Source organism: Paenibacillus senegalimassiliensis, from assembly GCF_001486585.1.
Classification (GTDB): Bacteria; Bacillota; Bacilli; order Paenibacillales; family Paenibacillaceae; genus Fontibacillus; species Fontibacillus senegalimassiliensis.
Window position 1 is genome coordinate 695,950 of sequence record NZ_LN909045.1, and the last position, 25,526, is coordinate 721,475.

Below are 25,526 nucleotides of genomic sequence, written 5' to 3' on the forward strand. Positions count from 1 at the left end.
AATTATTTTACCATGCTTGGCCAAAAGGTGTATATTGTACCCTTGTCTTCATGCCTATTTTACAGTATCCTAGGTTTAAGTTGTTTGAGAGGTTGTTCAAATCGGGCTTAATTCTTCCAGTTATTGGCGTTTGGATGTGACCTCTTCAAGGATGGGTCAGTGAGATATTAAATAGACGGAGGAGAGTTTCAGCAATGTCCAAAAAAGTGACGTTTGACTACAGCAAAGCTTTGCAATTTGTCGGACAGCATGAGATTGATTATTTGGCTGAGCCGATTCGCACAGCTCACGAGCAGTTACATAAAGGTACGGGTGCAGGTTCCGATTATTTAGGTTGGATTAACCTGCCGACCGAATACGATAAAGAAGAGTTCGCTCGCATTCAGAAGGCGGCGGCCAAGATTCAGAGTGATTCCGAAGTGCTGATCGTGATTGGCATCGGCGGCTCTTATCTGGGCGCTCGCGCGGCGATTGAGTCCTTGTCCCACTCGTTCTACAATTTGTTGCCCAAGGACAAGCGCAAGACACCGGAAATTTATTTCGCAGGTAACAACATCAGTTCTACCTATGTCAATCATTTGCTAGACTTAATTGAAGGCAAGGACTTCTCCGTGAACGTCATCTCCAAATCGGGGACCACCACAGAGCCAGCGATTGCATTCCGTATTTTCCGCGCAGAACTTGAGAAGAAATATGGCAAGGAAGAAGCACGCAAGCGTATTTATGCGACAACGGACCGCGCCAAGGGAGCACTCAAGAAGTTGTCTGATGAAGAAGGTTATGAGACCTTTGTGATTCCTGATGATGTTGGCGGTCGTTATTCCGTGCTTACTGCCGTAGGCTTGTTGCCAATCGCTACAGCAGGAATCAGCATCGAGGAAATGATGAAGGGCGCTGCCGATGCGGCGCAGGAATTCAGCAATCCTAACTTGGCGGAGAACGTCAGCTATCAATACGCTGCTGTACGGAACGCTTTGTATCGTAAAGGCAAAGCTACGGAAATTCTCGTGAACTATGAACCATCCCTGCACTATGTCTCCGAATGGTGGAAGCAACTCTTCGGCGAAAGTGAAGGCAAGGATTACAAAGGGATTTATCCGGCATCGGTGGACTTCTCCACAGACTTGCACTCCATGGGGCAGTTCATTCAAGAGGGGAACCGGAATATTTTCGAAACCGTTATTCAAGTAAGCGAAGTACCAAGCCATATTACGATTGAATCTGATCCTGCCGATCTGGACGGACTTAATTTCTTGGCCGGCGAAACGATGGATTTCGTTAATAAGAAGGCATTCCAAGGTACGTTACTCGCGCATACGGACGGACAGGTTCCTAACCTGATCGTTAATGTGCCGGATATGACGCCATATTCCTTTGGTTATCTCGTTTATTTCTTTGAGAAGGCCTGTGGTATCAGCGGCTATCTGATGGGTGTCAATCCATTTGATCAACCGGGCGTTGAAGCTTACAAGAAGAATATGTTTGCCTTGCTGGGCAAACCGGGTTATGAGAAGGAAAAGGCTGAATTAGAAGCCAGACTTTCCGAATAAATTCGCTCATTGTAAGTCGCATAATGGCTTTAGATGACTAGGACATCAGCGCCAGGAAGCAGTTCGCCGGAGATTTTGCGGAGGGGCTGCTTCTTGGCACATTCATAAGGATGGGTTTTTATATGCTGGAGAAGTACAAGACGGTTCGACAGGCCGGCGAGAAGGAAATTGTAATTAAAAAGTCGAGGTTTATCGGATACGTCAAACCGGTAGAAAACGAAGCTGATGCCATCCTCTTCATTGAGGAGATCAAGAAGAAGCATTGGAATGCGACGCATAACTGTTCAGCCTATATGATCGGCGAGCGGGATGAGATTCAGAAGCAGTCCGATGATGGGGAGCCTAGCGGTACCGCAGGCAAGCCTATTCTGGAAGTCATCAAGAATCAAGGATTAAAGAATGTAGCTATCGTGGTCACCCGTTATTTTGGTGGAATCATGCTGGGTGCAGGAGGATTGATTCGTGCTTACACGGACGGAGCCGTCGCGGCAATTGAGGCGGGCGAGGCCGTTACGAAGGTGCTTCATCAGGAAGTATATGTAGAGCTGGATTATACTTGGCTGGGCAAGGTGGAGAATGAATTGCGAAGCCGGAGCATCCGTACTGGAGAGACGATGTTCACGGAGAAGGTAACATTGTGCTGTCTGCCTTTCCATCAAGAAACGAAGGCCTTTATCGATTGGATGACTGATCTGACCGGAGGGCAGGCTGTGATGACGGAAGGTGACAAGGTTTACTTTATTGAAGGGGAATAATGCCTATGGCAAGAAGAGCAGTAGATCAGGAGTTGTCGAGAGAAAGAATCATGGAAGCAGCAAGGCACCTGTTTATTACCAAGGGCTATCGTGGCATTTCCATGAGAAGCATCGGTCAGCATTTGGGATACAGTCACGGCTCGCTTTATTATCACTTCAAGGAAAAGGCCGAATTATTTTACGCCATCGTGGTAAAAGACTTTGAGTCGTTGACCCACCTGTGTCAGCAGGTAACCAAACGTACGCCAGCCGAAGGTCTCACCAAGGCTGAGCAACTGATGTTGGAATTCATTAAGTATGGCTTGGAGCATCCGCACCAATACGAAATCATGTTTATGCTGAGAGACGAGGAAATTCTAGCTTATTGTCGCAACGAGCAGACGAAGTGCTTCAACATGTTTGAGTCGATTGTCCGCAGCTTTTTGCAAGAGGAGCGGCATCCGCTGGAGAGTAATCCTTCTCTGCCATTAAGTATGTTTTTAGGGATGCACGGATTTATCTCCTATTACATTCAAGATCGGCTTACTTTTGAAGAGATTAAGCCGGCTGCTGTTGCTCATGTGAAAATGTTAAGCCACAGCACTTACCGTTTAACGTCATAAGGCGTTTTTGTTTTAGCTTCGCACTTTATTGGATTACATTAGCATAGCAGTAGCACTGTGTTACATTAATTGACAAAACCATCTGACACGGCAGGATAGATCCCGTGCTCACCTGGTTTTATTTTTTTATGAGCGTTGACGGGATGGCAGCGGTTTGATAATCTATCTGTAACATAAAATATAGTAAATTCATCGGAATATTGTTAGTTAATGATCTGAAATGAATCTATTTGTCGAAGGGATGTGTTGCCCGCATGCATGTAGAGGTGCAGAATCTGGACAAACATTTTGGTAGCTTCCACGCGGTGAAGAACGTGAGCTTTGCTATTGAGAAGGGGAAGCTGATCGGGCTGCTTGGTCCAAGCGGCGGCGGGAAAACCTCGATTCTACGCATGTTGGCTGGCTTGGAGCAGCCGGATGACGGAGAAATTGTATTCCATGGACAGCGGGTGAATGATCTGGCTCCGCAGGCGCGGGGCATCGGCTTTGTCTTCCAGAGCTATGCCTTGTTCAAGCATATGACTGTGTTCGATAATATTGCCTTTGGCCTCCAAGTGAAGAAGGTAGGCAAGGCACAAATTCGAGAGCGTGTGACGGAACTGGTGGAGTTAACCGGACTTAGCGGATTTGAAGGTCGATACCCGCACCAATTGTCTGGTGGACAACGGCAACGGGTTGCTTTTGCCCGCGCCTTGGCTCCAGAACCACAGTTGCTCCTGCTGGATGAACCCTTTGCTGCAGTAGACGCGAAGATCCGTCAAGAGCTACGATCCTGGTTGCGAAATCTTATCGAACGGGTGGGCATTACTTCCATCTTTGTGACCCACGATCAGGATGAGGCCATCGAGGTGGCTGATGAAATTATGATTATTAACCAAGGACGTTTGGAGCAAAAGGGTACGCCTTGGGATATCTACAAGGAACCGGCTACTCCGTTCGTAGCTTCGTTTATTGGCCAATCAACACTGGTGGAGCGAGCGGTAACTCTCAAGGGCTTCGAGGAAGAAGGCGGGGGAGTGGAGACCAAGGCATTGATTCGCCCTGAATACATTGAAGTTGGCCCTGAGCATGAATTTACCTTGTTGTCTGCTACCTCACCGGGCATAGTCAAGCATTTGCACTTTCGCGGCAGTGAATGGCTGGTAGAGGTTGAGGTGGACGGACAGACATTGACTACCTTCCGATCTCTGGAAAAGGAGAATTTGAAGCCGGGTCAAGAGGTTCGGGTGCTGGTGCACCGTGCCTATCTGTATAATGAAGAACGAAATTGGGTGCTGGAGAATCCGTTGAAGCGTGATCCACTGAGTGTTATCATCTAAAGTGATAACTTGAGGGAGGACTCCTGAATGGATCAGCTTGTTTTTATAGGCACCGGGGACGCGATGGGAGTTCCGAGAGTGTATTGCGATTGCAAGGTATGTATGGAAGCTCGAAGCACCGGCTTAAACCGGCGATATCGCTCCTCCGTAGCGGTTGAAGGAGAGGACGGGGCTTTCCTCATCGATTGCGGCCCGGACTGGCGAAGTGGCATGGAGCTTCGAGGTCAGCGATTTGCCGAGCATATTCTCGTTACCCATGCCCACTTTGACCATATTGGTGGATTGCCCGAATGGGCAGATGCTTGCCGCTGGCTGGGCCGACGAGGACAGCTATATGCGCCGGCTGAAGTGATGGATACGATCATCAGGCAGTATCCATGGCTGCCCGGCAATTTGGATATGCATTCACTGAATGAGCAGGGCTGTCAGTTGGCAGGCTGGGACATTCGTGGATGGAAGGTATTTCATGGCAAGAATGGCTACTCCTATGCTTATCGGTTGGAGAAACGGGGATATGTCTGGGCATATTGCTCCGATTCCATTGCATTGCCTGAGGAACAAAGGAAGCCGCTCCATCATCTCGATTTATTAGTGCTGGGAACGAGCTTTTATCACGAGCAAGCGGAATTTGCGACTCGTTCCGTTTATGATGTAATAGAAGCGCTGAAATTACTGCATGAGGTTCGTCCGGCACGAGCCTTGTTTACGCATATGTCTCATGATATCGACCTCCGCCACAATTACGGACTGCCGGATGGTTCGGGATTTGCTGTGAACGGGCTAACCATCCCGCTGCACGATTAATTTTCCGCTGTGCAGTTATTGAAGAGGATCAAACCTATCCAGAGTCATCAGTGAACTGATGGCTCTGGATAGGTTTGAAGGCAGCTAGAAGAGCGTATCCTTTGCCACAAGTTCTTCGTTTACATAATGTAAGACCAAAAATGCATATATGCAGGAGCAATAAGGAACCAGCAAAGGGGGGCCCCAATATGGCCTTTGTGAAGTCCGGTAATCAGGCTAACTATACGCTGGAACAAAATATTGAAGGCGTGTTGCCGAGCCTGCTGGGTTCTCTGTACGCTTATTGCCTGTCCATGACGGGTTCAACTTGGGAGGCGGAGGATCTGGTTCAGGATACCTGCGTAAAGGCTTTAGCTTCTTCGGCAATGCGGACACCCGGTACGAAGCAGGAAATGAACTGGGAGGCATATATGATCCGGATTGCACGCAATACGTGGATTGACACGCTGCGGAAGCAAGAGAGGCTGGCTTCCAAGTTAGATAGCATGAAGCCGTTGATGCAGGAGTTTACAGAGGAAGAGAGCCTTGAGGAGATGGAGTCTGCTGTTCAAATCCTCATCGATGAGCTGCCGCCATGGCAGCGAGCAATATATGTATTACGTGATTTAATGGGTTATTCGACGGCAGAGACTGCGGAGATGCTGGATACATCGCAAGGAGCGGTCAAAGCCGCCTTGAATCGTGCCCGTTCTGCCCTGAGTCGCGTCAGACGCAGTCAGCAGGAACCGGGGGTTGAAGAGGCGAGCGTTGCAGGTGGAGATTCACAAGATACGGAGCAGTTGCGAAACTATTTAATGGCTTTTCGCAGCGGAGACACTGCGCGTCTGATTGAACTGTGCCTGAACTGCACCGATGATCCAATGGCCGTGGCAGGAACCATCATCCAGCAGTCTTTGCCGTCCCAATCGATGCAGCCAATGATGTATGGGTATTCCTCCTACTCAAGCATGTCCTATGGAGGAGGAAATTCGGTCATCATGGTTGCCTAATTAAGGGAGGCAAAATGAATGAACCACGTACCTTATGTCGTTGAACAAACAGCTCGCGGCGAGCGGAGCTATGATATTTATTCACGTTTGCTGAAAGATCGAATCATCATGGTGTCGGGGGAAATTGAGGATCAGATGGCAAATGCCATCGTGGCGCAACTATTGTTTCTGACTGCCGAGGACCCGGAGAAGGATATCCAGATGTATATTAACAGTCCTGGTGGTTCCGTAACCGCCGGGTTCTCCATCTATGACACGATGCAATTTGTGCAACCGGACATTTCAACGATTTGCACAGGCATGGCGGCGAGTTTCGGCACGATCCTGCTGGTTGGTGGAAGCAAAGGGAAACGGCTCGCTTTGCCAAACAGTGAAATTATGATTCATCAACCTCATGGGGGGACGCGGGGGCAGGCATCGGATATGCTGATTCACGCCAATCGTATTATTCAGCATCGCCAGCGGCTCAATAAGTTGCTAGCTGACCATACGGGACAGCCGCTAGAGCGAATCGAGAGGGATTCGGATCGAGACTATTTCCTCACCGCAGAGGAAGCGGTAGAGTATGGCCTGGTGGATAAAGTTATATCTGCTGCTAAATGAACAGTTGCATGAGGGAGAGTGATTCAGCAAATCCTGCATGAGTTCCCCCCACAAACGATGCTCAGTAGGGCGGGGGAGGTTCCTCAAATCAGAAACAGCCTTGGCAGCGAGTTAACTCACTGCTCAAGGCTGTTTCTTGCTCTTGGACAATATAAGTCGTTACCTATTACTCCGCATTCAGTACGAACTTGTCAATTACATGCTTCACGCCATCCTCGTTGTTGCTCAGAGTGACATAATCGGCGATGTCCTTGAGTGCGGGAATTGCATTGGCCATAGCAACGCCTAGACCGGCGGCTTCCAGCATTTCATGGTCATTCCACGAATCACCGATCGCAATGGTTTGTGAGAGATCGCAGCCAAAGTGGCCAGCCAGGAATTTCAGCGCATGGCCCTTGGTGCCTTCATGGTGCATAATCTCCAGGAAGTTTGGCTTGGATTTGGTCACATGTACGCCGTCTCCCAGTATCTCACGAATTTCTGGAGCAATCTGGTCCAGATAATCCGGCTCGTCGATGATGAGCATCTTAGGCGTTGGCTGGGCAACCAGCTTGGAGAAATCCGGCTCCACATAATAAGCCGTCCCGTTAAGGGTGGTGTAGTCGATCAGCTTCTGATTCTCCTCGCGGGCATATAGCTTGTCATCAATATAGGTTTGCAGATGAAGATTTTTCTGAATACAGTATTCAAACAACTTGTGGGCGGCATCCTGCGGCATATAGCGTTCATACAGCACTTTCTCATCCAGCAAATTCTTGACCAGGGCTCCCTGGTAGGTAATAATCGGCACGTTAAGGCCAGTTTGGCGAGCGATGGCCTGTGCTGAAGCATAGGCGCGGCCCGTCGCCAGGGTAACGACGACGCCTTGGGCAACTGCTTGCTCAAGAGCCTGCTGCGTGGCAGGAGTCACCTCTCGGTTGTCGTTAATCAGCGTGTCGTCGATATCGATGGCAATCAGTTTGTACAATGTTCTCTCTCCCTTTTTATCTAGCTTGTGAGCCAATATGATTATTCTTCAAGAAACACCAGGCCGATGAAATCATCGAACTCCAGGTTCCCGAAGTAGTGTTTGATGTCGAGGCCATCCAGTGCTTCCTTGACCGCAGTATCTTCGTATTTAATGCCTCTAAGCTTGTCCTCAATATCGGTAACGTCGCCCACGCCAAAGAAATCGCCATAAATCTTAATTTCCTGGATATATCCATCCTTGATATTCATCCGCAAGTCGATGATGCCTACCGGGAATTTCTTGGCATGCTTCACGTTGCTTTCCGGAGACAATCCATAGTTCCAATCCCAATTCTTGTAGCGCTCTTGAGATATTTCATGAATTTTGCTCCAGTCCGCTTCGGTTAGCTTATACTGCGGAACGGCCTGCGGCTCCATGCCGAAGATGTGGCGCAGCAATTCGCTGCGGAACTCTTCAATGGTCATGCCTTGATCCAGAAAATCAACGATGTTAGCTACCCGGCTGCGGACCGATTTGGTGCTTTTGGATTTGAATTTTTCTGGATTCGCATGAAGCGAGGCTTGTACATCCTCCAGATTCAGATTAAACATCAATGTGCCATGGCTGAACATCCGTCCACGGGTCGCAAATTGAGCGTTGCCGGAAATCTTCTGTTCGCCCACTTGAAGGTCGTTGCGTCCAGTCATTTCGGCATTCACGCCCAGAGATTTAAGCGCTTGAACAACGGGCTCGGTAAATTTGCGAAAATTATGAAAGGATTGTCCATCATCCTTGGTGATGAAGCTGAAATTCAGGTTGCCCAGGTCATGATACACAGCTCCCCCTCCGGACAGCCGACGCACAACCTGGATGCCATGCTCCTTGACATACTCCTGGTTAATCTCTTCAATCGTGTTCTGGTGCTTGCCAATAATGATGGATGGCGCATTAATGTAGAACAACAGATAGCTGTCATCTTCCAGCGGTAAATGTCGCAGGGCGTACTCCTCAATGGCCAAATTGACGGACGCATCCGTAATTCCTTCGTTATCAATGAACAACATGGTTCTCATCCTCCTATTTGCACTTTCAAACCTGATAGGAAAGCTCCGATATGTAGATGTACTTGCTCACTCTTTATTGTAAACCAAATGTCCCGGAAACCAAAGGGAAAAGGTCTGTTCAATTCCGGTTATTGACGTGGGGGGACCGAAAACTCCATAATGAGGGCATTGAAGCTTGCTGTGCGGCGCATGGCTGTATTTATAAATGGAAGAGGGATTCGTGATGGATTTGGAAGTATACGGGCATGGGGGAGACTTGCTGACGGCTTCGGCTCGTTACGGGGTAGATGCGCGGCAGGTGACGGATTTCAGTGCAAATATTAATCCGCTGGGTCCACCTCCAGGGCTGCTGAAGAGGTTGGGGGAGGCGCTTACGGGCATTGTGCACTACCCGGACCCCGGTCATCGCAGATTTGTGGCTCTGTTAGCGGAGTGCCACCGGACGGAAGCGACCGGCATCGTTGTTGGCAATGGTGCAGCGGAGAATATGGCGCTGGCGTTACTAGGCCTGGCACCCGGCAAGGTAGGGATTGTGGAGCCTTGCTTCTCGGAATACCGTACCCTGGCTGAGCAGTTCGGTTGCCTCGTAATCTCGGTATATGGGGAAGCGGAGCGTCAATTCCGGGCCGAACCGGATGATATAGAGCGGCTGATTCGAGAGACGGATTTGATCTTCATCGGCCAGCCCAACAATCCGAACGGTGTGCAATATACGCTGGACGAGCTGCGGCAATTTGCTGCGGCCGGGGAGCAATATGGTACTTATGTGGTTATTGATGAGGCCTTTATTGATTTTATTCCTGCGGAGCAGCGTTGCACCTTGCTGGCAGAATTAACGACTTACCCACATCTGATTTTGATACGGTCGATGACCAAGTTTTATGCGATTCCAGGCTTAAGATTGGGTTATGCGTTGGCGAGTCCCGAGGTAGCAGGCAAAATGCGGGCGGTCCAGGTCACCTGGAGCGTTAATTCATTGGCCTTGGTCGCCGGAGAATTTTGTCTGGGAGTCAGTCGGGACTATGAGCGAGCTACGCTGGCTCTCGTAGAGCAGCAGCGGGATTGGCTGCGCCGGGAGCTTACAGAGTTAGACTGCTTGACTTGGCCAAGTCAAGCCAATTTCCTGCTGGTCCGATTGCCGGAGACCTGGACTGCCTCAAGGATGCAAGAAGCCTTGGGGCGGCGGTCGGTGCTGGTGCGTAGCTGTGCAATGTACGCTGGCTTGACGGAGCGGGATATGCGGATAGCGGTGAAGGAGGAAGCGGCTTGCCGCCGATTGATTGAGGAAATGAAGGAAGTCATGGGGGGAGCGGGATTATGACGATACCATTTTTGGAAGCAGAGCCTGGGGCGGTGTATCACTCCCAGGTATGGCCGGGGCTGCGGCTGAGCTATGGTGAGCGGCATTTGCTGCTGGAGACTCCCGAGAAATTGGACGGGCTGGGTAGCGCCGTATTCGGCGGAGGGAGTGGAACGGTCAAACGGATGACCAACATCTATGTGGACCGCTTCTACCGCTGCGATGATCCGGTACGGGATATTGCGGAGCTGCTGCGGGAATGGGGGTATCCCGCCGAGGGCACGGCCGGACTATTGACGGCCGTTCAGCTTCGCCATGGGGCGGTAGCGGAGGAGCGCAGCGAGGACTTCGCCGTCTTCTGCTGCGCGACGGCGGGGGTGTCGAACGCTGCGCGCGCAGGCGTTCGGCGGACGACGTTCCCGGCCTCCTGGACGCCGGGAACGATTAATGTGCTGCTGGCCGTGGATGGACGGCTGACGCCGTCCGCGATGGTCAACGCCGTGATTACGGCGACCGAGGCCAAGACGGCCGCGTTGGGCGACCTCGGCGTGTGCGACGCCGAGAATGGGCTCCCGGCCACCGGCACCACGACCGATGCGGTCATGCTTGGCGTGAGTCAGCGGCCGGACTGGCCGCTCTTGCACGCCTATGCAGGCACCGCAACGGACCTGGGCGGCATGGTGGGCCGCCTGGTCTACGCCGCCGTGAGCGAATCGCTGCGCGTGGGCGCAGCGGGAGCGCACGGGTGATGGCTCGGGTCATCCCAGCCCGAACAGCGGCTTCCCGGAGGCAGCGGTGGCCGGGGCACTTGGAGTGCGGCTTGGCGGGGAGAACAGCTATCATGGCGTAACCTCGTTCCGGGCTTACATGGGCGACCAAACAAGAGAGCTTGAGCCGGAAGATGTGGAAAGAACGGCGAAGCTGATGTTTTGGGTAGCCAATGCACTAGTCATTCTGGGAACGCTGGCGCTGCTGGGCATGGAAATTCGCTAGCACCCTCCAAACGGAGCTGAACAGAACACAATGATCTTAACGAGATAAACTGAGATAAAACGACCTAAACGACCTAAACGATCTAAACCGACCTAAAACCAGCTAGTTAAGCTAAATGTGGTGAACTAGTTATCGGAGCTACTTTGAAGTTCTTCATCATCGAAGAAATTTTAAATTAACAGGAAAAAGTCCCGCTAATCAACGGATGATCTGGCATGGGACTCACTTTATAGAGGTTGTTCAAAAAGTCGTCTTCCCAGAACGAAGTTATTCGAGAAGTGGGTTCGACATCGAATCTTGAATTCACCCGGGCCTTCCGGTGCTCACGTACCCACTACGTACGCTCCACTCCTCAGTCCCTAGCTTCATCCAACCTTCTCGGTCCTAGAAATTCGACTTTTTGAACACGCACTTATAGGGAATATGTCATGCTAATATCCGTGAAATGAGGGGTTTGGAGCGAAAATAGGGGAAATAGCGGGAGAATTTCCTGCTAATCATCAATTTTAAGATTATCCCCTCACGCACAATGTAAAAAAGAAGGAGGTGGAAAGATGGTGGCAACGGTAGAATGGTGGCTGGTACGGCATGGCGTGACTGCTTGGAACCACGAACGCCGATATCAGGGGCATAGCGATATTCCGTTATTAGCTGGAGCGGAAGCGGGGCTAGAGGGGCTCAAGCAGGAGTTGGGTGGAGTCGATTTTGCGGCAGTCTACGCCAGTGATCTGCGGCGTTGCCGGGAAACGCTGGCAACATCCCGGCCCGATTTAATTGATATCATGCAGCCGGACGTCCGCTTGCGGGAACTGAATTTCGGTCAATGGGAAGGCTGCACGTATGAGCAACTGAAAGATAACGACAATTACCGTTCCTGGATTGATCATCCTCAGACAGTGACCCCGCCTGGGGGAGAATCCTGGCAAGCCTTCGAGTCTAGGGTGATGGACCTGTACGCTGAACTTCTGACCATCTCTCAGACGTTGGTGTGGGCCGCGACAGGACGAGAGGCGGCAAAACCTGATTTAATGCCTGCCAGTCCTTTGCATTTGCCGCCAGACAGCCGGCGTCTCCATGAGTCTAATCCCGGCCCTTGGGCCCTCCCGGCTATCAAAGAAGACAAGTCTAAGGAGCCATTAATGAATCCTTCCGTGCGTCTATTAATAGTCACCCATGGCGGGGTAATTGCAAAGCTTAGCTCACTTGTCCATCCAGAGCTGGATTTTTGGGATACCCGGGTGGCACCCGGAGGCATCCAGCGACTTAGCCTTACACTATAGAAAAGTAGTGAATAAGTGGGCGGAGTACCGAAGCGTGATGAACAAGTTACCACCAAGCTCCGACACTTTGACTTGCATAGGTATACGGCTAGGGTACAATCCGAATATCTATGAAAGTGTAAAGCAACAGAATAACGAGATATGTTCTTGACGGCTTCGGCCTGAGCCAGTTTGCGTTCAGCGTGATTGCCGGACAACTCTCCGGCCATGGCTTGTAGCTCAACTTGGCATTCCCCACAATCGGCTCGATGTTCCTCGATCAGAGCCTTGCTATCCCCGCTGCATATCCCATCTTGATACAAGGGTAGCAAGTCTCGGATGACCTCACATGATACTTTCATTTCATCGCCTTCTGGCCCAGTTATTGTTCTTTCCCACAACTCACCCATTTGCAAGAAGAGCCATTCGCCAAACACTCTTAAGGTAAATACTTCCTTCTATTGCGTGCTCAATTGCTTTGACAAGAACATACGTTCGCAATATAATTACAGACATAAGGGAGGATAACGGGAATGGACGTATATGACAAGCTGACGATACTAGCCGATTCGGCCAAATATGATGCCTCTTGCTCTTCCAGCGGGGTGGAACGGGGTGGAGGAAATGGAGGTTCCGCAGGCAATACGGTGGCTTCGGGAATTTGCCACAGCTTCGCGGCGGACGGACGATGTATTTCCTTGTTGAAGGTATTGCTGACTAACGGCTGCATTTATGATTGCAAATATTGCGTTAACCGCAGGTCTAATGATACACAGCGGGCCATGTTTACCCCTGAGGAGTTGGCGGAACTGACGATGAACTTCTATCGTCGCAACTATATCGAAGGGTTGTTTTTAAGCTCAGGCATTATGCGAAATCCGGATTATACCACAGAGCAGTTAATTCGGGTGCTGGAGCTGTTGCGGAGGACTTACCATTTTCGTGGATATATACATGTTAAGGCGATTCCAGGGGCTGATCCGGCGTTGATCTCCCGGCTTGGCCTGCTCGCAGACCGGATGAGTGTGAATATTGAGTTACCCTCTCAGGATAGCTTGCTCCGGCTCGCACCTGATAAGAATAAGACGGATATCCTGGGGCCGATGACAGCTATACGCCAGGGAATTCGTGAGAATAGTACGGATGTGGTCAAATACCGTCATGCCCCTCGTTTTGTGCCCGGCGGGCAAAGCACGCAGATGATTGTTGGAGCGACCCCGGATAGCGATTTGAGCATTCTGAAGCTGACCGAGGCGTTATATAGGAACTATGAGTTGAAGCGGGTTTATTATTCTGCTTATACCCCGGTAGCCGAGCATGTCCTGTTGCCGTCCATCGACAGCAAGCCCCCGTTGCTCCGTGAGCACCGCTTGTATCAGGCAGATTGGCTGCTGCGTTTCTACGGCTTTGAAGCCAAGGAACTGCTTGACGAGAGCACGCCGAACTTCAACCTGATGATGGACCCCAAGTGTCATTGGGCGATTCGGCATATCGAGCATTTTCCGGTGGAGGTGAACAGGGCGACTTACGACACCTTGCTGCGGGTACCTGGCATTGGCGTACGAAGCGCCAAGCGAATTATGGCCGCGCGCCGAACGGGCAGCCTGGATTTTCACGGGTTGAAGAAGCTGGGTGTGGTGTTGAAGCGGGCCCAATATTTCATTACGTGCTCAGGTCGGCGACTGGAAGGACTCAAGGTGAACGAGAGCACCATCCTAAGATCGCTGCTGTCCGGTAAGGAAATTGACATGTATCTGCCCCGGCAGAAGGTAGAGCAACTCACTCTATTTAATGAAACAGATCTGGCAAATACAAGCTCGGCGGGAAGGGAACCAACACCATGGCTGCTTGGCTGACGGAAGCGGCGTACGGCTATGATGGTAGCTTTGACGGCTTGCTTAGCTGCGTGTTTGATAGCTTTGAACGGAAGGAGGAGTTAGTTGATCTCCGTTCGGATGCTGATCCGCAGTATACGTTGTTTCAAACCCGGTTTGTCGAGACCTCTGAGGAGAAGGCGGCAAGAGTCTACAAGGGAATTGGCCAGAAGATATCCCCGGCGGCTCAGGAACTGGTACGGCGAGGCTTCTTGACTTGTGACCCACAGAAGGACTTGTTGATTTACCGCTTCTTGCGATTAGGCTTTGCCAAGGGGAGCGCAGTGATGGGCATGCTGACTGATCATACGGTGTATCGACTGAACAAAGCGGTGCGCCATTTAAATACGGAGACCCATGCTTTGACGGGATTTGTCCGCTTTTCGGTGTATGATGAGGTGCTTGTCTCCGTGATTGAACCCAAAAATTACGTTCTCCCGCTGTTAGCCCCTCATTTCTGTGACCGTTACAGTCAGGAAATGTTTCTGATTCACGATAAGACGCATGGACAAGCGCTGGTGCATCGTCCAATGCAGGGAGGAACTTGGCTTACCGAGCTTATGGAGCTTGATGAGCTGACCTTGCCCGCTGCCGGGGAAGAGGAACAGCTATACCGCCGTTTGTGGAAGCAGTTCTACAATACAGTCGCGATTCAGGAACGCTTGAATCCTCGCGGACAAATGTCGCATATGCCCAAGAGATACTGGCGACAATTAACGGAAATGCAGGAATTAGAGCAGACTGCTGGTCAGGAGAGCAATCTCTTGTTTCAGCCTAGTAAATCAAAGCAGTTGCCCGGTGATTCGAACAAGATAAGTAAAGTTGCTGATTGAGTTGCAATTTGAAATCAATGCGTTACGAAGTAACCTTCTGCTTAGAGACGAAAGCAGCGAGACAAGGCAGTCTGTTAGGTGCAACAGTGAAAGTGAAATCTGATACAATGGAGGTGATCCGGTGATCAGATAGGGAATTCCGGAAGCCAAGCCATTGTTGCAGAGGGGAAGTCGTACAGCTTGAATTTGATTCAACAACAGGAGCCAGCTTATATCTATCCGTATGTCAGCCATGAGAACGAGCGTGAGCTATGCCATATGGAACTTCGGGCACTCTTTGGTGATTTTAATGCAGAGATGCCTTATATCGTAAGTACGCGGCGGCTTGCGCCCAATCGTAGTCCATTCATCTCCTTGCGGCTGGATGTGCTGTTGGTCAGGGACAGCCTGGAGGGCCTCTTGGAACAGGTGGGGGAATTGTGCCTTGAGGGTTCAACGTTCAAGGTTGTATATCTGAAATGTGGGCTAAGCTGCACTTATGAGGAGCAGCGAGAGGCAGAGCGTCAGGTAGGTGGCCGCATACGGGGGAAAGCTGATATGAAAAATCCTGATGTGACCTTCGGCTTGCTCGCCAGGGAGGAAGGTTGGACGCTTGGCATTTGCCATGCAGCCGATCCGGTATGGCTCGCTCATAAGCATAAACCCCATAATTACTCCACAGGGCTCACTACGGTTACCGCCAGGGCATTGGTAAATATCGCATTACCTGATCCAGAAGGTCTGAAGGTTATTGATCCTTGTTGCGGCATGGGCAATGTGCTGATTGAAGCCTTATCCATGGGCGTGGATATCGTCGGTCGCGATATTAACCCGGTTGCGATACGTGGAGCCAGAAGTAATCTTCGCCATTTTGGTTACGATGATGCGGGTGTGGTTGCTATCCAGGATTTGAAGGAGCTTCAAGGAGAATACGCGGCGGCCATCGTCGATCTTCCGTATAATCTCTGTTCGGTGCTTCCACCAGAGGAGCGAAGACAGATGTTAGACAGTATCCGCCGAATTAGCCAGCGCGCTGTTATCGTCTCGACCGAGCCGTTGGAGGAAGAACTCATCGCTGCCGGGTTTGGCATAATAGATCGATGCGTGGCCATGAAGGGCAGGTTTGCGCGCCGTATCTGGCTGGTTCATCAATAGGATGCAGGTTGTCAGCATCGTGCTTTTCCCCTATAATCCAATAGAGAAGAAAGCCTTAAGACAAGCGTACAATCGTACCCGTAGGTCCCGATGCTGCCATGCGTAACGCCAGGTGAGCTTTGGGTTAAAAGGGAAGCCGGTGCAACTCCGGCACGGTCCCGCCACTGTAAACAGGGACGAGCTCACAATAGCCACTGTCTACCGCCAGACGGGAGATGGGAAGGCGAGCATCGTCGGCACCTGTAAGTCAGGAGACCTGCCACGGGAACTCAATGACGGTCCTTCGAGGAAAGGATAACGTTCTGCCAAGACACCCATGCCTATAGCGATTGTTGTGGCTTAAGCCACCGTTTGCTGGCATGACTTTGTAGACGTAGCCCATCCGACCTGGAGTGGGTTTTTCTTTTTGAGCGCTTTCTTTGACGCCTATAAGTGCGTGATCCAAAAGTTGGGTTTTCAGGACTATAAGGCGAAATTCAGACACAGAGGAGAGGTCAAAACATGAAAAAATGGCAAAAAATTTGGGGTAGTCTATTGCTGGCTACGCTGTTGGTATTGGCAGGTTGCGGCAGCAACAATGCGGCTGTAGAGCAGAATCAGGGTTCGAACACGAACACGCCTGCGGCTCAGGAGCAAAATGCAGGTACAAATGCAGGGAGCGAGCAAGCCGCAGCTCAAACGGAATATCCGCTAACCGTACAGGATTCAAGTGGTCAGGAATTTACCTTTGAATCGGCTCCACAAAAAATCGTATCCCTGGCTCCTTCGGACACCGAAGTATTGTTTGCACTCGGGCTGGACGAGCAAATCGTTGGTGTATCCGATCTGGACGATTACCCGGAAGCCGTGAAGGACAAGCCACGCATGGGGACCTCCAAGGTCAATGTAGAGGCCGTCGTTGCTGCGCAGCCTGACCTGGTTGTTACCGCCAGCTTCATTAACGAAGCTACGGTCAAGAGCTTGGGTGATTTAGGCATCAAGGTATTCCAGTCCGAACCTAAGACGATTCAGGATGCTATAGACCATATCAAACTGATTGGCACCATTACCGATCACCAGGCCCAAGCAGAAGAAGTTGTAGCCAAGATGGAGCAGGAACTGCAAATGGTGACGGAGGCTGTCAAATCCGTGAGCGATGATCAGAAGAAAAAGGTATACATTGAGTTCTCCCCGGGATGGACGGTGGGGAAAGGCGAGTTTATGGATGAAATGATTACGCTCGCTGGCGGACTTAACGTAGCATCTGACATTGAAGGCTGGTCGGAGATTAACGAAGAGAACATTATTCAGGCTGATCCAGACGTCATCTTGTACGCAAAGAGCCTGGTTTATGAGAACAATCAAACTTTGGCTGATATTATTAAAGCCCGCGGTGGTTGGGATCAAATCAAGGCCATCAAGGAAGATCAAGTCTTTGGTCTGGAAGATAACCTGCTGAGCCGTCCTGGACCACGGATTACGCAAGGACTTATTGAGGTGGCGAAGGCGATCTATCCGGACTTGGTACAACCATGATTCGTGGCAAACTGGCCGGATACGGAACGATAGGGCTGTTGCTGCTCGCAGTGACGCTGCTGCTTTGTATCGGAATCGGCTCGGTCTATTTGCCTGCTGGGGAGATTGCGGCCATTCTGCTACACCGGATTCCGGGGCTTGGCCGCTTGATAACCCCTGATTGGGAGGTTGCATCGGAGCAGATCGTCGTTCTGGTCCGCCTTCCGCGCGTATTACTCGGCATGCTTGTGGGCGCTTCGCTGGCGGTGGCCGGGGCTGGGTTTCAGGGCGTACTGCGTAATCCCCTGGCTGATCCCTATACGCTGGGCGTATCGTCGGGCTCGGCCATCGGGGCAGCCGTCCTGATATTTTTCGGCTGGCAGTTCTCCTTACTGGGGGTGTTCACGCTCCCGGTTGTTGCCTTTATCACCGGCTCAATTACGTTGTGGATTGTCCTGTGGCTGGCGCGGGAGAACGGCAAGATTCCCATCGAAAGCCTGATTCTTTCCGGGGTTGTCATGCAGGCCTTTCTTGGAGCGGTCGTCTCCTTCCTGACGGCGATGTCCAAGAAAACGGTCAACGAAATTTTATACTGGACAATGGGCAGCTTAAGCTTGCGTGGATGGTCGTATACGGCCATCCTTTTCCCATATCTGCTGCTGGGAGCGTTATACTTATGGAGTAGGGCCAAGCATTTGAATTTGCTCTCTCTGGGAGAGCGTCAAGCCGCTCATTCCGGTATGGCTGTGGAGCGGACCAAGCTACTGGTGCTGCTGGTGGCTACACTGATGACAGCGGCAGCCGTATCTGTATCAGGAGTTATTGGCTTCGTTGGACTGGTAGTTCCGCATATGATTCGTTTGATTACAGGGCCGGATTACCGCTTGATTATTCCGTTATCGGCGATTGGTGGAGGGATTTTCATGATGTGGAGCGATCTGGCCGCCCGGTCCCTGCTTGCTCCTACCGAGATACCGCTTGGTATTGTTACGGCCTTTGTGGGGGCCCCCTTCTTCGGTTATTTGCTATACCTCAAGAAGAAGCAAAGGGAGGCGGAGATGCGTTGATTGAGATTAAGAGCATATCCAAATCCTTTGGTCGCTACAACATACTGGATAAGCTGAGTTGGAAGGTGCAGTCAGGCGAGTTTTGGGGCCTGATTGGTCCAAACGGCAGCGGCAAGACCACCCTCATGAACTTGATCTCCGGCGTGGAGAAGCCGAATGGCGGGGAGATTCAACTGGGTGGAAAGCGGTTGGAAGCATATTCGCGAAAGGCGTTATCGCATAAAATCGCTGTGCTACAGCAGGATGGTCTGCCGCCTGTGGGTTATTCGGTTCGCGAAGTGGTGGAAATGGGTAGGTTTGCATACCAGGACTGGCGGGGCCGTGAGCCAGGTGATTCGTTAGCAGGTGCCCAGTTAATCGACGGTATTATGGAGCGTTTGGATTTGATGGAACTGCAACACCGCCCGCTCAGCGTACTTAGCGGAGGACAGCGGCAACGGGCAGCTTTGGGGAAAGTCATGGCGCAGCAGCCGGAATTGGTATTGCTGGACGAGCCAACCACTTATCTGGATTTGCGTTACCAGCTTCAATTCATGGAATTGGTGGCCGACTGGCAGCGGACAGAAGGGCTGACAGTCATTTCAGTGATGCATGATTTGAATTTGGCAGCGATGTATTGTAATCGCCTGCTCGTTATGAGTGGAGGAAGTATCGTGGCACAGGGCGCTCCCCAGGATATTCTGTCGCCAGAGCTGGTAGCTAAGGTATTTGGCGTTCATGCCCACCAGGTTGTCCACCCGGATCTGGGCATTCCCCAATTATTGCTGCGGCGAGGGGACGCTACTCCGTAAGCCAAGGCAGGAATGGCTGAGAAAAGGAGAATGAATATGGAATTTAAATCATTAGCACAGTTAACAGAGGAGATCACCCCTCTGAACTCGGCAGCGATGAAGGCAGCCGGGGAACATTTGGACCGTCTGACGAAGCCGCCCGGCAGTCTTGGCAAGCTGGAGGCGCTGGCGGTGAAGCTATCCGGTATTTCCGGGGAAATGCAGCCTTCATTCTCAAAACGTACCGTTGTCGTTATGGCGGCGGATCACGGGGTTTGCGAGGAGGGAGTTAGCGCCTTTCCGGCAGAAGTGACTCCGCAGATGGTGCTTAACTTTCTGGCTGGTGGTGCGGCTGTGAATGTCTTGGCTCGCCAAGCGTCAGCCGAGGTTATCTGCGTAGATATCGGAGTTAATGCGGAGCTTACACATCCGAATCTACTTCAGCGCAAGCTTCGTTACGGCACTGCGAATATGGCTAAAGGTCCGGCCATGAGCCGGGAGGAAGCGGCAGCGGCTATACTGGTTGGCGCAAATGTAGTTGCTACCGAGACCGAGCGGGGAGCCGGACTGTTCGTAACCGGAGAGATGGGTATTGGAAATACGACAGCCAGTGCCGCCCTAATGAGCAGTCTTACGGGTTATTCTCCGCTGGAAAGTGTCGGCCGGGGCACAGGAATTACGGATGAGCGTCTGGAGCACAAGAGAAAAGTGGTGGCGCGAGCGCTGGAGGTTAACTCTCCTGATGCAGAAGACCCGCTTGATGTATTGTCCAAGGTGGGTGGATTGGAGATTGCCGGGATGACCGGGATTATTCTCGGGGCCGCTGCTTTGCGCTCCCCGGTTGTCATAGATGGCTTCATTTCTACAGTAGCTGCATTAGTAGCTGTACGTCTGGCACCAGCGGCGGCTAATTACATGATTGCTTCCCATGTGTCTCATGAACAGGGGCATCGCCAATTACTTGAATCCATGAAGCTTACGCCGATGCTGGACCTGGACATGCGCCTTGGTGAAGGCACCGGAGGCGTGCTTGCATTGCATCTCGTGGATGCTGCTTGCCAGATCATGAGCGAAATGGCTACCTTTGAAAGCGCAGGAGTATCGGATAGCGCAGCTTCCGAAGAACTAAGCCGATGAAGGTATTGGTGACCGGGGGAGCACGTAGTGGAAAAAGCACGTTTGCCGAACGCTTTGTAATGAAGCAAGCGGACTCGGCCACTTATATTGCCACGGCACAAGCCTTTGATCTAGAGATGAAGGAACGCATTGCCCTTCACCGGCGGCAGCGTGAGCAGCAAGAGTATGGCTGGACTACGCTGGAAGAGCCCTGTAGACTCCCTGCCTTATTGATGGAACTAGGTGCAGACCCGAGCAGAGAACGGTCTCCCGTTGTATTGGTCGATTGCCTGACCTTATGGTTATCCAATATTCTGCTGGGTGCCGGAGAGGACCCCAATCGGGCAACCGAAATAGTCACGGGGCAAATTGGAGAACTGGCTACGGCCGTGGCTGAATTCCCTGGTACGCTCGTGATGGTCACGAATGAGGTAGGATATGGAATTGTACCGGAGTATCCGCTGGGTCGGCAATATCGGGATTTGGCCGGTACCCTGAATCGGACAATCGCAACGATATCAGACCAGGTGTTTCTAGTAACAGCAGGCATCCCGATAGAATTAAAAAGCAGGGAGTATCGCTTATGAGCGAACCTAAATCTCAACAACCGCAGGATCATGTCGTTTATCCCTTATCTCACCAAATCGTTGCGGCGTTCCAATTCTTGTCCCGTATTCCGATTCGGAAGGAACTGGATTTTACGCCCGAGCTCCTGCGACGCAGCGCAGTGTACTATCCTCTGGTTGGAGCCACGATTGGTGTCTGCGTCTGGGCTGCTGGTCTTTTATTCGCCTGGCTGCTGCCTTCCTGGCCTGCGGCTGTGCTTGCTCTGATCGTTTGGGTGTGGCTAACGGGCGGCTTGCATCTAGATGGCTGGATGGATACGGCTGACGGACTGCTGAGCTACCGCTCCAGGGAGCGAATGCTGGAGATTATGAAGGACAGCCGGGTTGGTGCCATGGGCGTGCTCGCTTGTATGCTGCTAATATTGCTCAAGCTGTCCTTAATCTTATCCTTGCTCCAAAATAGTCCTGTTCAATCGGGCTTAGCCATTGTGACAGCAACGATATGGAGTCGCTGGTTCATGACCCGGGCCATGCAGCGCTGGCCAAAGGCCAGACAAGGGGAAGGGCTGGCCGGCCAATTTCGTGCTGTGGGGGGACGCGAGACTCAAGAGTCTACCGTGCTTGCTCTGTTGCTCACGATCGGAGTCATGCTATTCTTCCTGCTGCTGGCTCTTCAAGGGATTGAGCAATCTGCTCTGATGAAGACCATGCTGTATATCATCCTTCATCCTGTTGTGGCATGGGGAGTTGGCACCTGGGCAGCGGGACGAATCAGCCACAAGTTAGGAGGCTTGACGGGGGATACCTACGGAGCGCTGAATGAAGGGCTGGAAGCTGTGCTGTTAATGCTGGCTGTCCTGATTTTACCATGAGAACGGGCTGGCGAGAGAGGAGCACGAAGTGTAATGGAGCGTAGCAACGAGACAACTGCAAACACTGGTGCAGTTCTGATGGTGCAAGGCACGGCATCGGATGTAGGGAAAAGCGTAATCGTGACGGCATTGTGCCGTATTTTTGTACAGGATGGCCTGCGCCCTGCCCCGTTCAAGTCCCAGAACATGGCCTTGAATTCATATGTTACGCCAGACGGCAAGGAAATCGGCCGTGCACAAGGAACGCAGGCGGAGGCCTGCGGAATCGCAGCGACAACCGATATGAATCCGGTGCTGCTCAAGCCGACGGGGGACATGCACTCGCAGATCGTAGTTCATGGTCGTCCGCATCAGCATCTCAGTGCGGTTAGATACCGGGAAGAGTTCTTGCCCAAAGCCCAGCCGCTTGTGATGGATGCCTTGAATCGGCTGCGCGGGCAATACGATATTGTGGTAATGGAAGGTGCGGGGAGTCCGGCCGAAATCAACCTCAAGCATCGTGATATTGTAAACATGAATCTGGCAGGCTGGGCAGAAGCTCCGGTTATACTGATCGGAGATATCGACCGGGGTGGTGTATTTGCCTTCCTGGTCGGGACGTTGGAACTGTTAGAGCCGCATGAACGGGAACGCGTAAAGGGCTTCATTATTAACAAATTTCGTGGTGATGTATCTCTCCTTAAGCCGGGTCTCGATTGGCTGGAGCAGCGTACCGGCATCCCTGTATTGGGCGTCATTCCCTTCATGCCGGATATGGATATTGAAGCAGAGGATTCTGTCGTGCTGGATACTTATGCTTCGGCTCCGTCAGCCTCCGGGCAGACGGAACTGGACATCGCCGTAATCCGCTACCCTCGGATTTCAAATTTCACCGACTTTGATCCATTAACGGTAGAGCCTGATGTTTCGGTCCGCTATGTAGATAAGGCCGCAGATCTGGGGAACCCGGATGTGATTATATTGCCGGGGACGAAGGATACGCTAGGGGATTTGGATTATTTGCGCCGTCAAGGGCTGGAGCAGGAAATATCCAGCCATTTGCAGCGTGGTACGCACACGCAGTTAGTTGGAATTTGCGGTGGGTATCAAATGCTTGGGGAGCAGCTCCATGATCCTGAGGGAGTGGAAGCCACGGCTTCAAGGTCGGCTTTAGGCTTGGCCTGGTTACCGTTGTCGACCACCTTTCTTCCTGGGAAGAAGACCGTCCGCGTACAAGGAACGACACTTAGGGATTCGCCACTGCACTTGAATACGATGGATGATAAATTCTTCATAGAGGGCTATGAAATTCATGCGGGGGTGACCACACCGTTGTCCTCTCCAACGGGCCAAGAGATGATCGCTTCGCTGTTTGCGGTCCGACCTGTTCAAGGTGCTAGCGGGGAGAGTCACCTTGAAGGGGCAGCACGCAGCGATGGTAGAGTGTTCGGAACTTACTTGCATGGACTGTTTCATAATGATGACTGGAGGCGTGCTTGGCTCAACGGAATTCGCGTGAGCAAGGGGTTAGCTCCTTTGAAAGCGACCATCTCCATGGCAGTACGCAAGGAGGAGGCCTTCGATCGGCTGGCGAATCATGTTCGCGCACATTTGCAGATGGAGAAGCTATATGACATTGCTGGCGTTCAGCCCGATCATGATGGTTAAGCCTGGTTACCAGTGCAGCTATACTACATAACCAAAAACCGTCTCCTTCACCGTTCAATGAATCATGGTGAAGGAGACGGTTTTTTGCTGAACATCCTCTTATATTTAAATCTGGAACTTCTCAACAGACTCACGTAATAATACCGCTTGCTTGTGCAAGGAATGAACGGTTTGAGCATGACCTTCCATTTCGGCAAGCTGCTGCTGGGAATAGTCAGAGATTTGCACCATATTTTCCAGTGACTTGGCCGTAATGTTGGCTGATTCCTCGACAGAGGCCGTAACTTCCTCGGTGCCAGCGGATACCTGCTGGGTTGAGGCCGAGACGGACTGAATGGTCAGGTTTACGTTGTGAATTAATTCAGTCAACTGTTCAAAAGCTTGACCGGCTTGCTTCACGCGTTCTGTACCGGAAACAATCTCCTCGCTGGCATTCTGCATAGCGTTGACGGAATTCTCCGACTCTTCACGAATGCTGAGCAGGTTCTCGCTAATCTCTTCCATAGCCAGCCGGGATTGCTCTGCCAGCTTGCGTACTTCCTCGGCAACAACGGCGAAGCCCTTGCCATGTTCACCCGCCCGGGCAGCTTCAATCGCTGCATTCAAGGCCAGGATATTGATTTGCTTGGTGATATCAGTGATAGTCCCTACGACAGTTGCGATTGATTCTGAGCGATCATTGAGATTACGAATGTACGCCAGTGTACGATTAGCTGCATCTTCTACATGGCGCATTTGCTGTACAGCAGTTTGAGCCAGCTCATTCCCGGTTCCTGCCTGGGCTGTAGCTTGTCCAATCCGGTCGCTTACCTCAGCGGAGGAAGAGGCGATATGCTGCACGCCTTGGGATATTTCTTCCATGGCCCGGGCATTTTCAGCGGCTGCTGAAGCAATTGTCATGCTCCCTGATTCGATTTCCTGAGTAGCCATATTGGAGCGGGCAATCAAGTCTTCAAAGGTCGTTACCGAAGTTGATAGATGGTCAGAGGCGCCCACAACGGAGTGAGAGGTTTGCATTACAGTCGCAAACATTTCTTTGAGTTGGGTCGTCATCGTCCGGAAGCTGCTGGCCAATTGCCCAATTTCATCCTGACTCTTGACTTCGATCGTTTGCCGAAAATCGCCAACCGCCATTTTATCAGTAGCGGCAACCAGCTTCTTGATAGGCTTCGTAATGCGTGTGCTGATTAAGTAAGCGGTAGCCATACCCAGCACGATAACAAGAGCGGTGATTCCAATACAGATATTTAATATTTCTGCGCGCTTCTCATCAATAAAGGTAGCATCGAGACCCACAGCAAGCAAAGCTTTGCTGCCGGGGATGGCAATGAATGCCGTCTTGTGTGATCCAAAGCTGTCGGAGTAGAGATCACTAATCTTGACACCGCCGCCAGCTGCCTCTGTCATGGCCGTTTGAATCTCCAGCTTATCGCCGGGAGCCATGCCTGAATTCTCATTGGCGGCGAGCACGGTAGCGCCTTCTTCCTGAAGATGAATCAGGTAAGCGGTGTTAAGCTGGAACTCGGAGGCACTGGAGGTCAAATACTTCTCTACGGTAAACCGCGAGTTTTCATTACCACTTAATAGTTGCAATGATTGAGTAGTATCCAGGCGTTTGAAAATATCCTGCGTACTGGTCAGTAGAACCTTGTCAAATTGAGGTAACACGTTTTGATTGATGATACCCATCGAAATGTAATAAAAGCTGACACTAAACAATAATGAAGAAATGATGATGACCGCCGCAAATGCAGTCATCAGCTTGCGGCTTATGGACCGTTTAATGCCCTTAAACAAAGAAAATCCTCTCCAATCTCCCTTAGAATATTTGTTATTTATATTGGTTTTCATAGGAACTGCGGTGTCTATTTTTCTACCACTGGTTCATAAGCATTATTCTATAGGAAAATATGCCCTTTGAAAATGAGTTTGTCATATTTTTTTTGGTTTTTAGGCTACTATTTAT

The 25,526-nt window shown here is 51.3% G+C and carries 23 protein-coding genes, 2 pseudogenes and 1 riboswitch; of the genes and pseudogenes, 21 read left to right on the forward strand and 4 right to left on the reverse strand.

The features are described 5' to 3' along the window. The first annotated feature begins 194 nt into the window (after positions 1-194). The 7 genes from BN3279_RS13085 (at position 195) to clpP (ending at position 6,622) form a co-directional block, all read left to right on the forward strand. Entirely contained in the window at positions 195-1,550 is a 1,356-nt protein-coding gene (locus BN3279_RS13085; RefSeq protein WP_059051483.1) for a glucose-6-phosphate isomerase, read from the forward strand. A gap of 122 nt (positions 1,551-1,672) precedes the next feature. Then, on the forward strand, positions 1,673-2,305 hold the full coding sequence (locus tag BN3279_RS13090; protein WP_059051485.1) for a YigZ family protein: 633 nt from the start codon (positions 1,673-1,675) through the stop codon (positions 2,303-2,305). A gap of 5 nt (positions 2,306-2,310) precedes the next feature. Further along, complete coding sequence (locus BN3279_RS13095; protein ID WP_059051486.1) at positions 2,311-2,907, forward strand: TetR/AcrR family transcriptional regulator; 597 nt, start codon at positions 2,311-2,313, stop codon at positions 2,905-2,907. A 254-nt stretch (positions 2,908-3,161) separates the two neighbouring features. Then, entirely contained in the window at positions 3,162-4,226 is a 1,065-nt protein-coding gene (locus tag BN3279_RS13100) for a sulfate/molybdate ABC transporter ATP-binding protein (RefSeq protein ID WP_059051488.1), read from the forward strand. A gap of 27 nt (positions 4,227-4,253) precedes the next feature. Beyond that, entirely contained in the window at positions 4,254-5,030 is a 777-nt protein-coding gene (locus tag BN3279_RS13105; protein WP_059051490.1) for an MBL fold metallo-hydrolase, read from the forward strand. 188 nt (positions 5,031-5,218) lie between these two features. After that, on the forward strand, positions 5,219-6,019 hold the full coding sequence (locus BN3279_RS13110; RefSeq protein WP_059051492.1) for an RNA polymerase sigma factor: 801 nt from the start codon (positions 5,219-5,221) through the stop codon (positions 6,017-6,019). An 18-nt stretch (positions 6,020-6,037) separates the two neighbouring features. Further along, positions 6,038-6,622: an ATP-dependent Clp endopeptidase proteolytic subunit ClpP gene (gene clpP / locus BN3279_RS13115; protein ID WP_059051493.1), complete on the forward strand. Its 585-nt coding sequence runs from the start codon at positions 6,038-6,040 to the stop codon at positions 6,620-6,622. Positions 6,623-6,788: 166 nt separating this feature from the next. Here clpP and BN3279_RS13120 read toward each other — a convergent pair whose 3' ends face one another. Next, positions 6,789-7,589 carry a Cof-type HAD-IIB family hydrolase gene (locus tag BN3279_RS13120; RefSeq protein WP_059051495.1) on the reverse strand — a complete coding sequence of 267 codons (801 nt, stop codon included), beginning with the start codon at positions 7,587-7,589 and terminating at the stop codon, positions 6,789-6,791. 41 nt (positions 7,590-7,630) lie between these two features. Further along, positions 7,631-8,635, reverse strand: coding sequence for a lipoate--protein ligase (locus BN3279_RS13125; protein WP_059051497.1), 1,005 nt, complete (start codon positions 8,633-8,635; stop codon positions 7,631-7,633). 223 nt (positions 8,636-8,858) lie between these two features. On the opposite strand from BN3279_RS13125, the gene BN3279_RS13130 reads away from it, so the two are divergent. The 4 genes and pseudogenes from BN3279_RS13130 to BN3279_RS13145 all read left to right on the forward strand — a co-directional run bounded on the left by BN3279_RS13130 (position 8,859) and on the right by BN3279_RS13145 (position 12,208). Further along, positions 8,859-9,956 (forward strand): pyridoxal phosphate-dependent aminotransferase, encoded by a 1,098-nt coding sequence (locus BN3279_RS13130; RefSeq protein ID WP_089153468.1) that lies wholly within the window; start codon positions 8,859-8,861, stop codon positions 9,954-9,956. Beyond that, positions 9,953-10,684, forward strand: a complete 732-nt coding sequence (locus BN3279_RS13135) for an adenosylcobinamide amidohydrolase (RefSeq protein ID WP_059051501.1) — start codon at positions 9,953-9,955, stop codon at positions 10,682-10,684. Before BN3279_RS13130 ends, BN3279_RS13135 begins: the two co-directional genes overlap by 4 nt. Next, positions 10,683-10,928 (forward strand): annotated as a pseudogene (locus tag BN3279_RS13140) (cobalamin biosynthesis protein); the annotation flags it as partial. The gene BN3279_RS13135 and the pseudogene BN3279_RS13140, both read left to right, overlap by 2 nt. 554 nt (positions 10,929-11,482) lie before the next feature. Then, positions 11,483-12,208, forward strand: coding sequence for a histidine phosphatase family protein (locus BN3279_RS13145; RefSeq protein ID WP_059051506.1), 726 nt, complete (start codon positions 11,483-11,485; stop codon positions 12,206-12,208). Between the two features lie 236 nt (positions 12,209-12,444). Here BN3279_RS13145 and BN3279_RS24355 read toward each other — a convergent pair. Then, positions 12,445-12,597, reverse strand: a pseudogene (locus BN3279_RS24355) (zf-HC2 domain-containing protein); the annotation flags it as partial. Positions 12,598-12,720: 123 nt separating this feature from the next. Here BN3279_RS24355 and BN3279_RS13150 point away from each other — a divergent pair. The 10 genes from BN3279_RS13150 to BN3279_RS13195 all read left to right on the forward strand — a co-directional run bounded on the left by BN3279_RS13150 (position 12,721) and on the right by BN3279_RS13195 (position 23,560). Further along, positions 12,721-14,043 (forward strand): putative DNA modification/repair radical SAM protein, encoded by a 1,323-nt coding sequence (locus BN3279_RS13150; protein WP_059051511.1) that lies wholly within the window; start codon positions 12,721-12,723, stop codon positions 14,041-14,043. Then, positions 14,028-14,894 (forward strand): TIGR03915 family putative DNA repair protein, encoded by an 867-nt coding sequence (locus BN3279_RS13155; RefSeq protein ID WP_059051512.1) that lies wholly within the window; start codon positions 14,028-14,030, stop codon positions 14,892-14,894. Before BN3279_RS13150 ends, BN3279_RS13155 begins: the two co-directional genes overlap by 16 nt. A gap of 180 nt (positions 14,895-15,074) precedes the next feature. Beyond that, positions 15,075-16,028, forward strand: coding sequence for a methyltransferase domain-containing protein (locus tag BN3279_RS13160; RefSeq protein ID WP_059051513.1), 954 nt, complete (start codon positions 15,075-15,077; stop codon positions 16,026-16,028). A gap of 64 nt (positions 16,029-16,092) precedes the next feature. Next, positions 16,093-16,306, forward strand: a riboswitch (cobalamin riboswitch). 223 nt (positions 16,307-16,529) lie between these two features. After that, positions 16,530-17,543, forward strand: coding sequence for an ABC transporter substrate-binding protein (locus BN3279_RS13165; RefSeq protein ID WP_059051514.1), 1,014 nt, complete (start codon positions 16,530-16,532; stop codon positions 17,541-17,543). Next, complete coding sequence (locus BN3279_RS13170) at positions 17,540-18,589, forward strand: FecCD family ABC transporter permease (protein ID WP_059051515.1); 1,050 nt, start codon at positions 17,540-17,542, stop codon at positions 18,587-18,589. The genes BN3279_RS13165 and BN3279_RS13170 overlap by 4 nt, the downstream gene beginning before the upstream one ends. Continuing rightward, complete coding sequence (locus BN3279_RS13175) at positions 18,586-19,380, forward strand: ABC transporter ATP-binding protein (RefSeq protein ID WP_082673065.1); 795 nt, start codon at positions 18,586-18,588, stop codon at positions 19,378-19,380. Before BN3279_RS13170 ends, BN3279_RS13175 begins: the two co-directional genes overlap by 4 nt. 36 nt (positions 19,381-19,416) lie before the next feature. Further along, positions 19,417-20,496, forward strand: coding sequence for a nicotinate-nucleotide--dimethylbenzimidazole phosphoribosyltransferase (gene cobT / locus BN3279_RS13180; protein ID WP_059051516.1), 1,080 nt, complete (start codon positions 19,417-19,419; stop codon positions 20,494-20,496). Further along, positions 20,493-21,062 carry a bifunctional adenosylcobinamide kinase/adenosylcobinamide-phosphate guanylyltransferase gene (cobU, locus tag BN3279_RS13185; protein WP_059051517.1) on the forward strand — a complete coding sequence of 190 codons (570 nt, stop codon included), beginning with the start codon at positions 20,493-20,495 and terminating at the stop codon, positions 21,060-21,062. The genes cobT and cobU overlap by 4 nt, the downstream gene beginning before the upstream one ends. After that, positions 21,059-21,913, forward strand: coding sequence for an adenosylcobinamide-GDP ribazoletransferase (gene cobS, locus BN3279_RS13190; RefSeq protein ID WP_059051518.1), 855 nt, complete (start codon positions 21,059-21,061; stop codon positions 21,911-21,913). The genes cobU and cobS overlap by 4 nt, the downstream gene beginning before the upstream one ends. 33 nt (positions 21,914-21,946) lie before the next feature. Continuing rightward, on the forward strand, positions 21,947-23,560 hold the full coding sequence (locus tag BN3279_RS13195; RefSeq protein WP_059051519.1) for a cobyric acid synthase: 1,614 nt from the start codon (positions 21,947-21,949) through the stop codon (positions 23,558-23,560). A 105-nt stretch (positions 23,561-23,665) separates the two neighbouring features. Here BN3279_RS13195 and BN3279_RS13200 read toward each other — a convergent pair whose 3' ends face one another. After that, a complete protein-coding gene (locus BN3279_RS13200) occupies positions 23,666-25,357 on the reverse strand; it encodes a methyl-accepting chemotaxis protein (RefSeq protein ID WP_059051520.1) in 1,692 nt (563 codons plus the stop codon). Positions 25,358-25,526 lie beyond the last annotated feature (169 nt).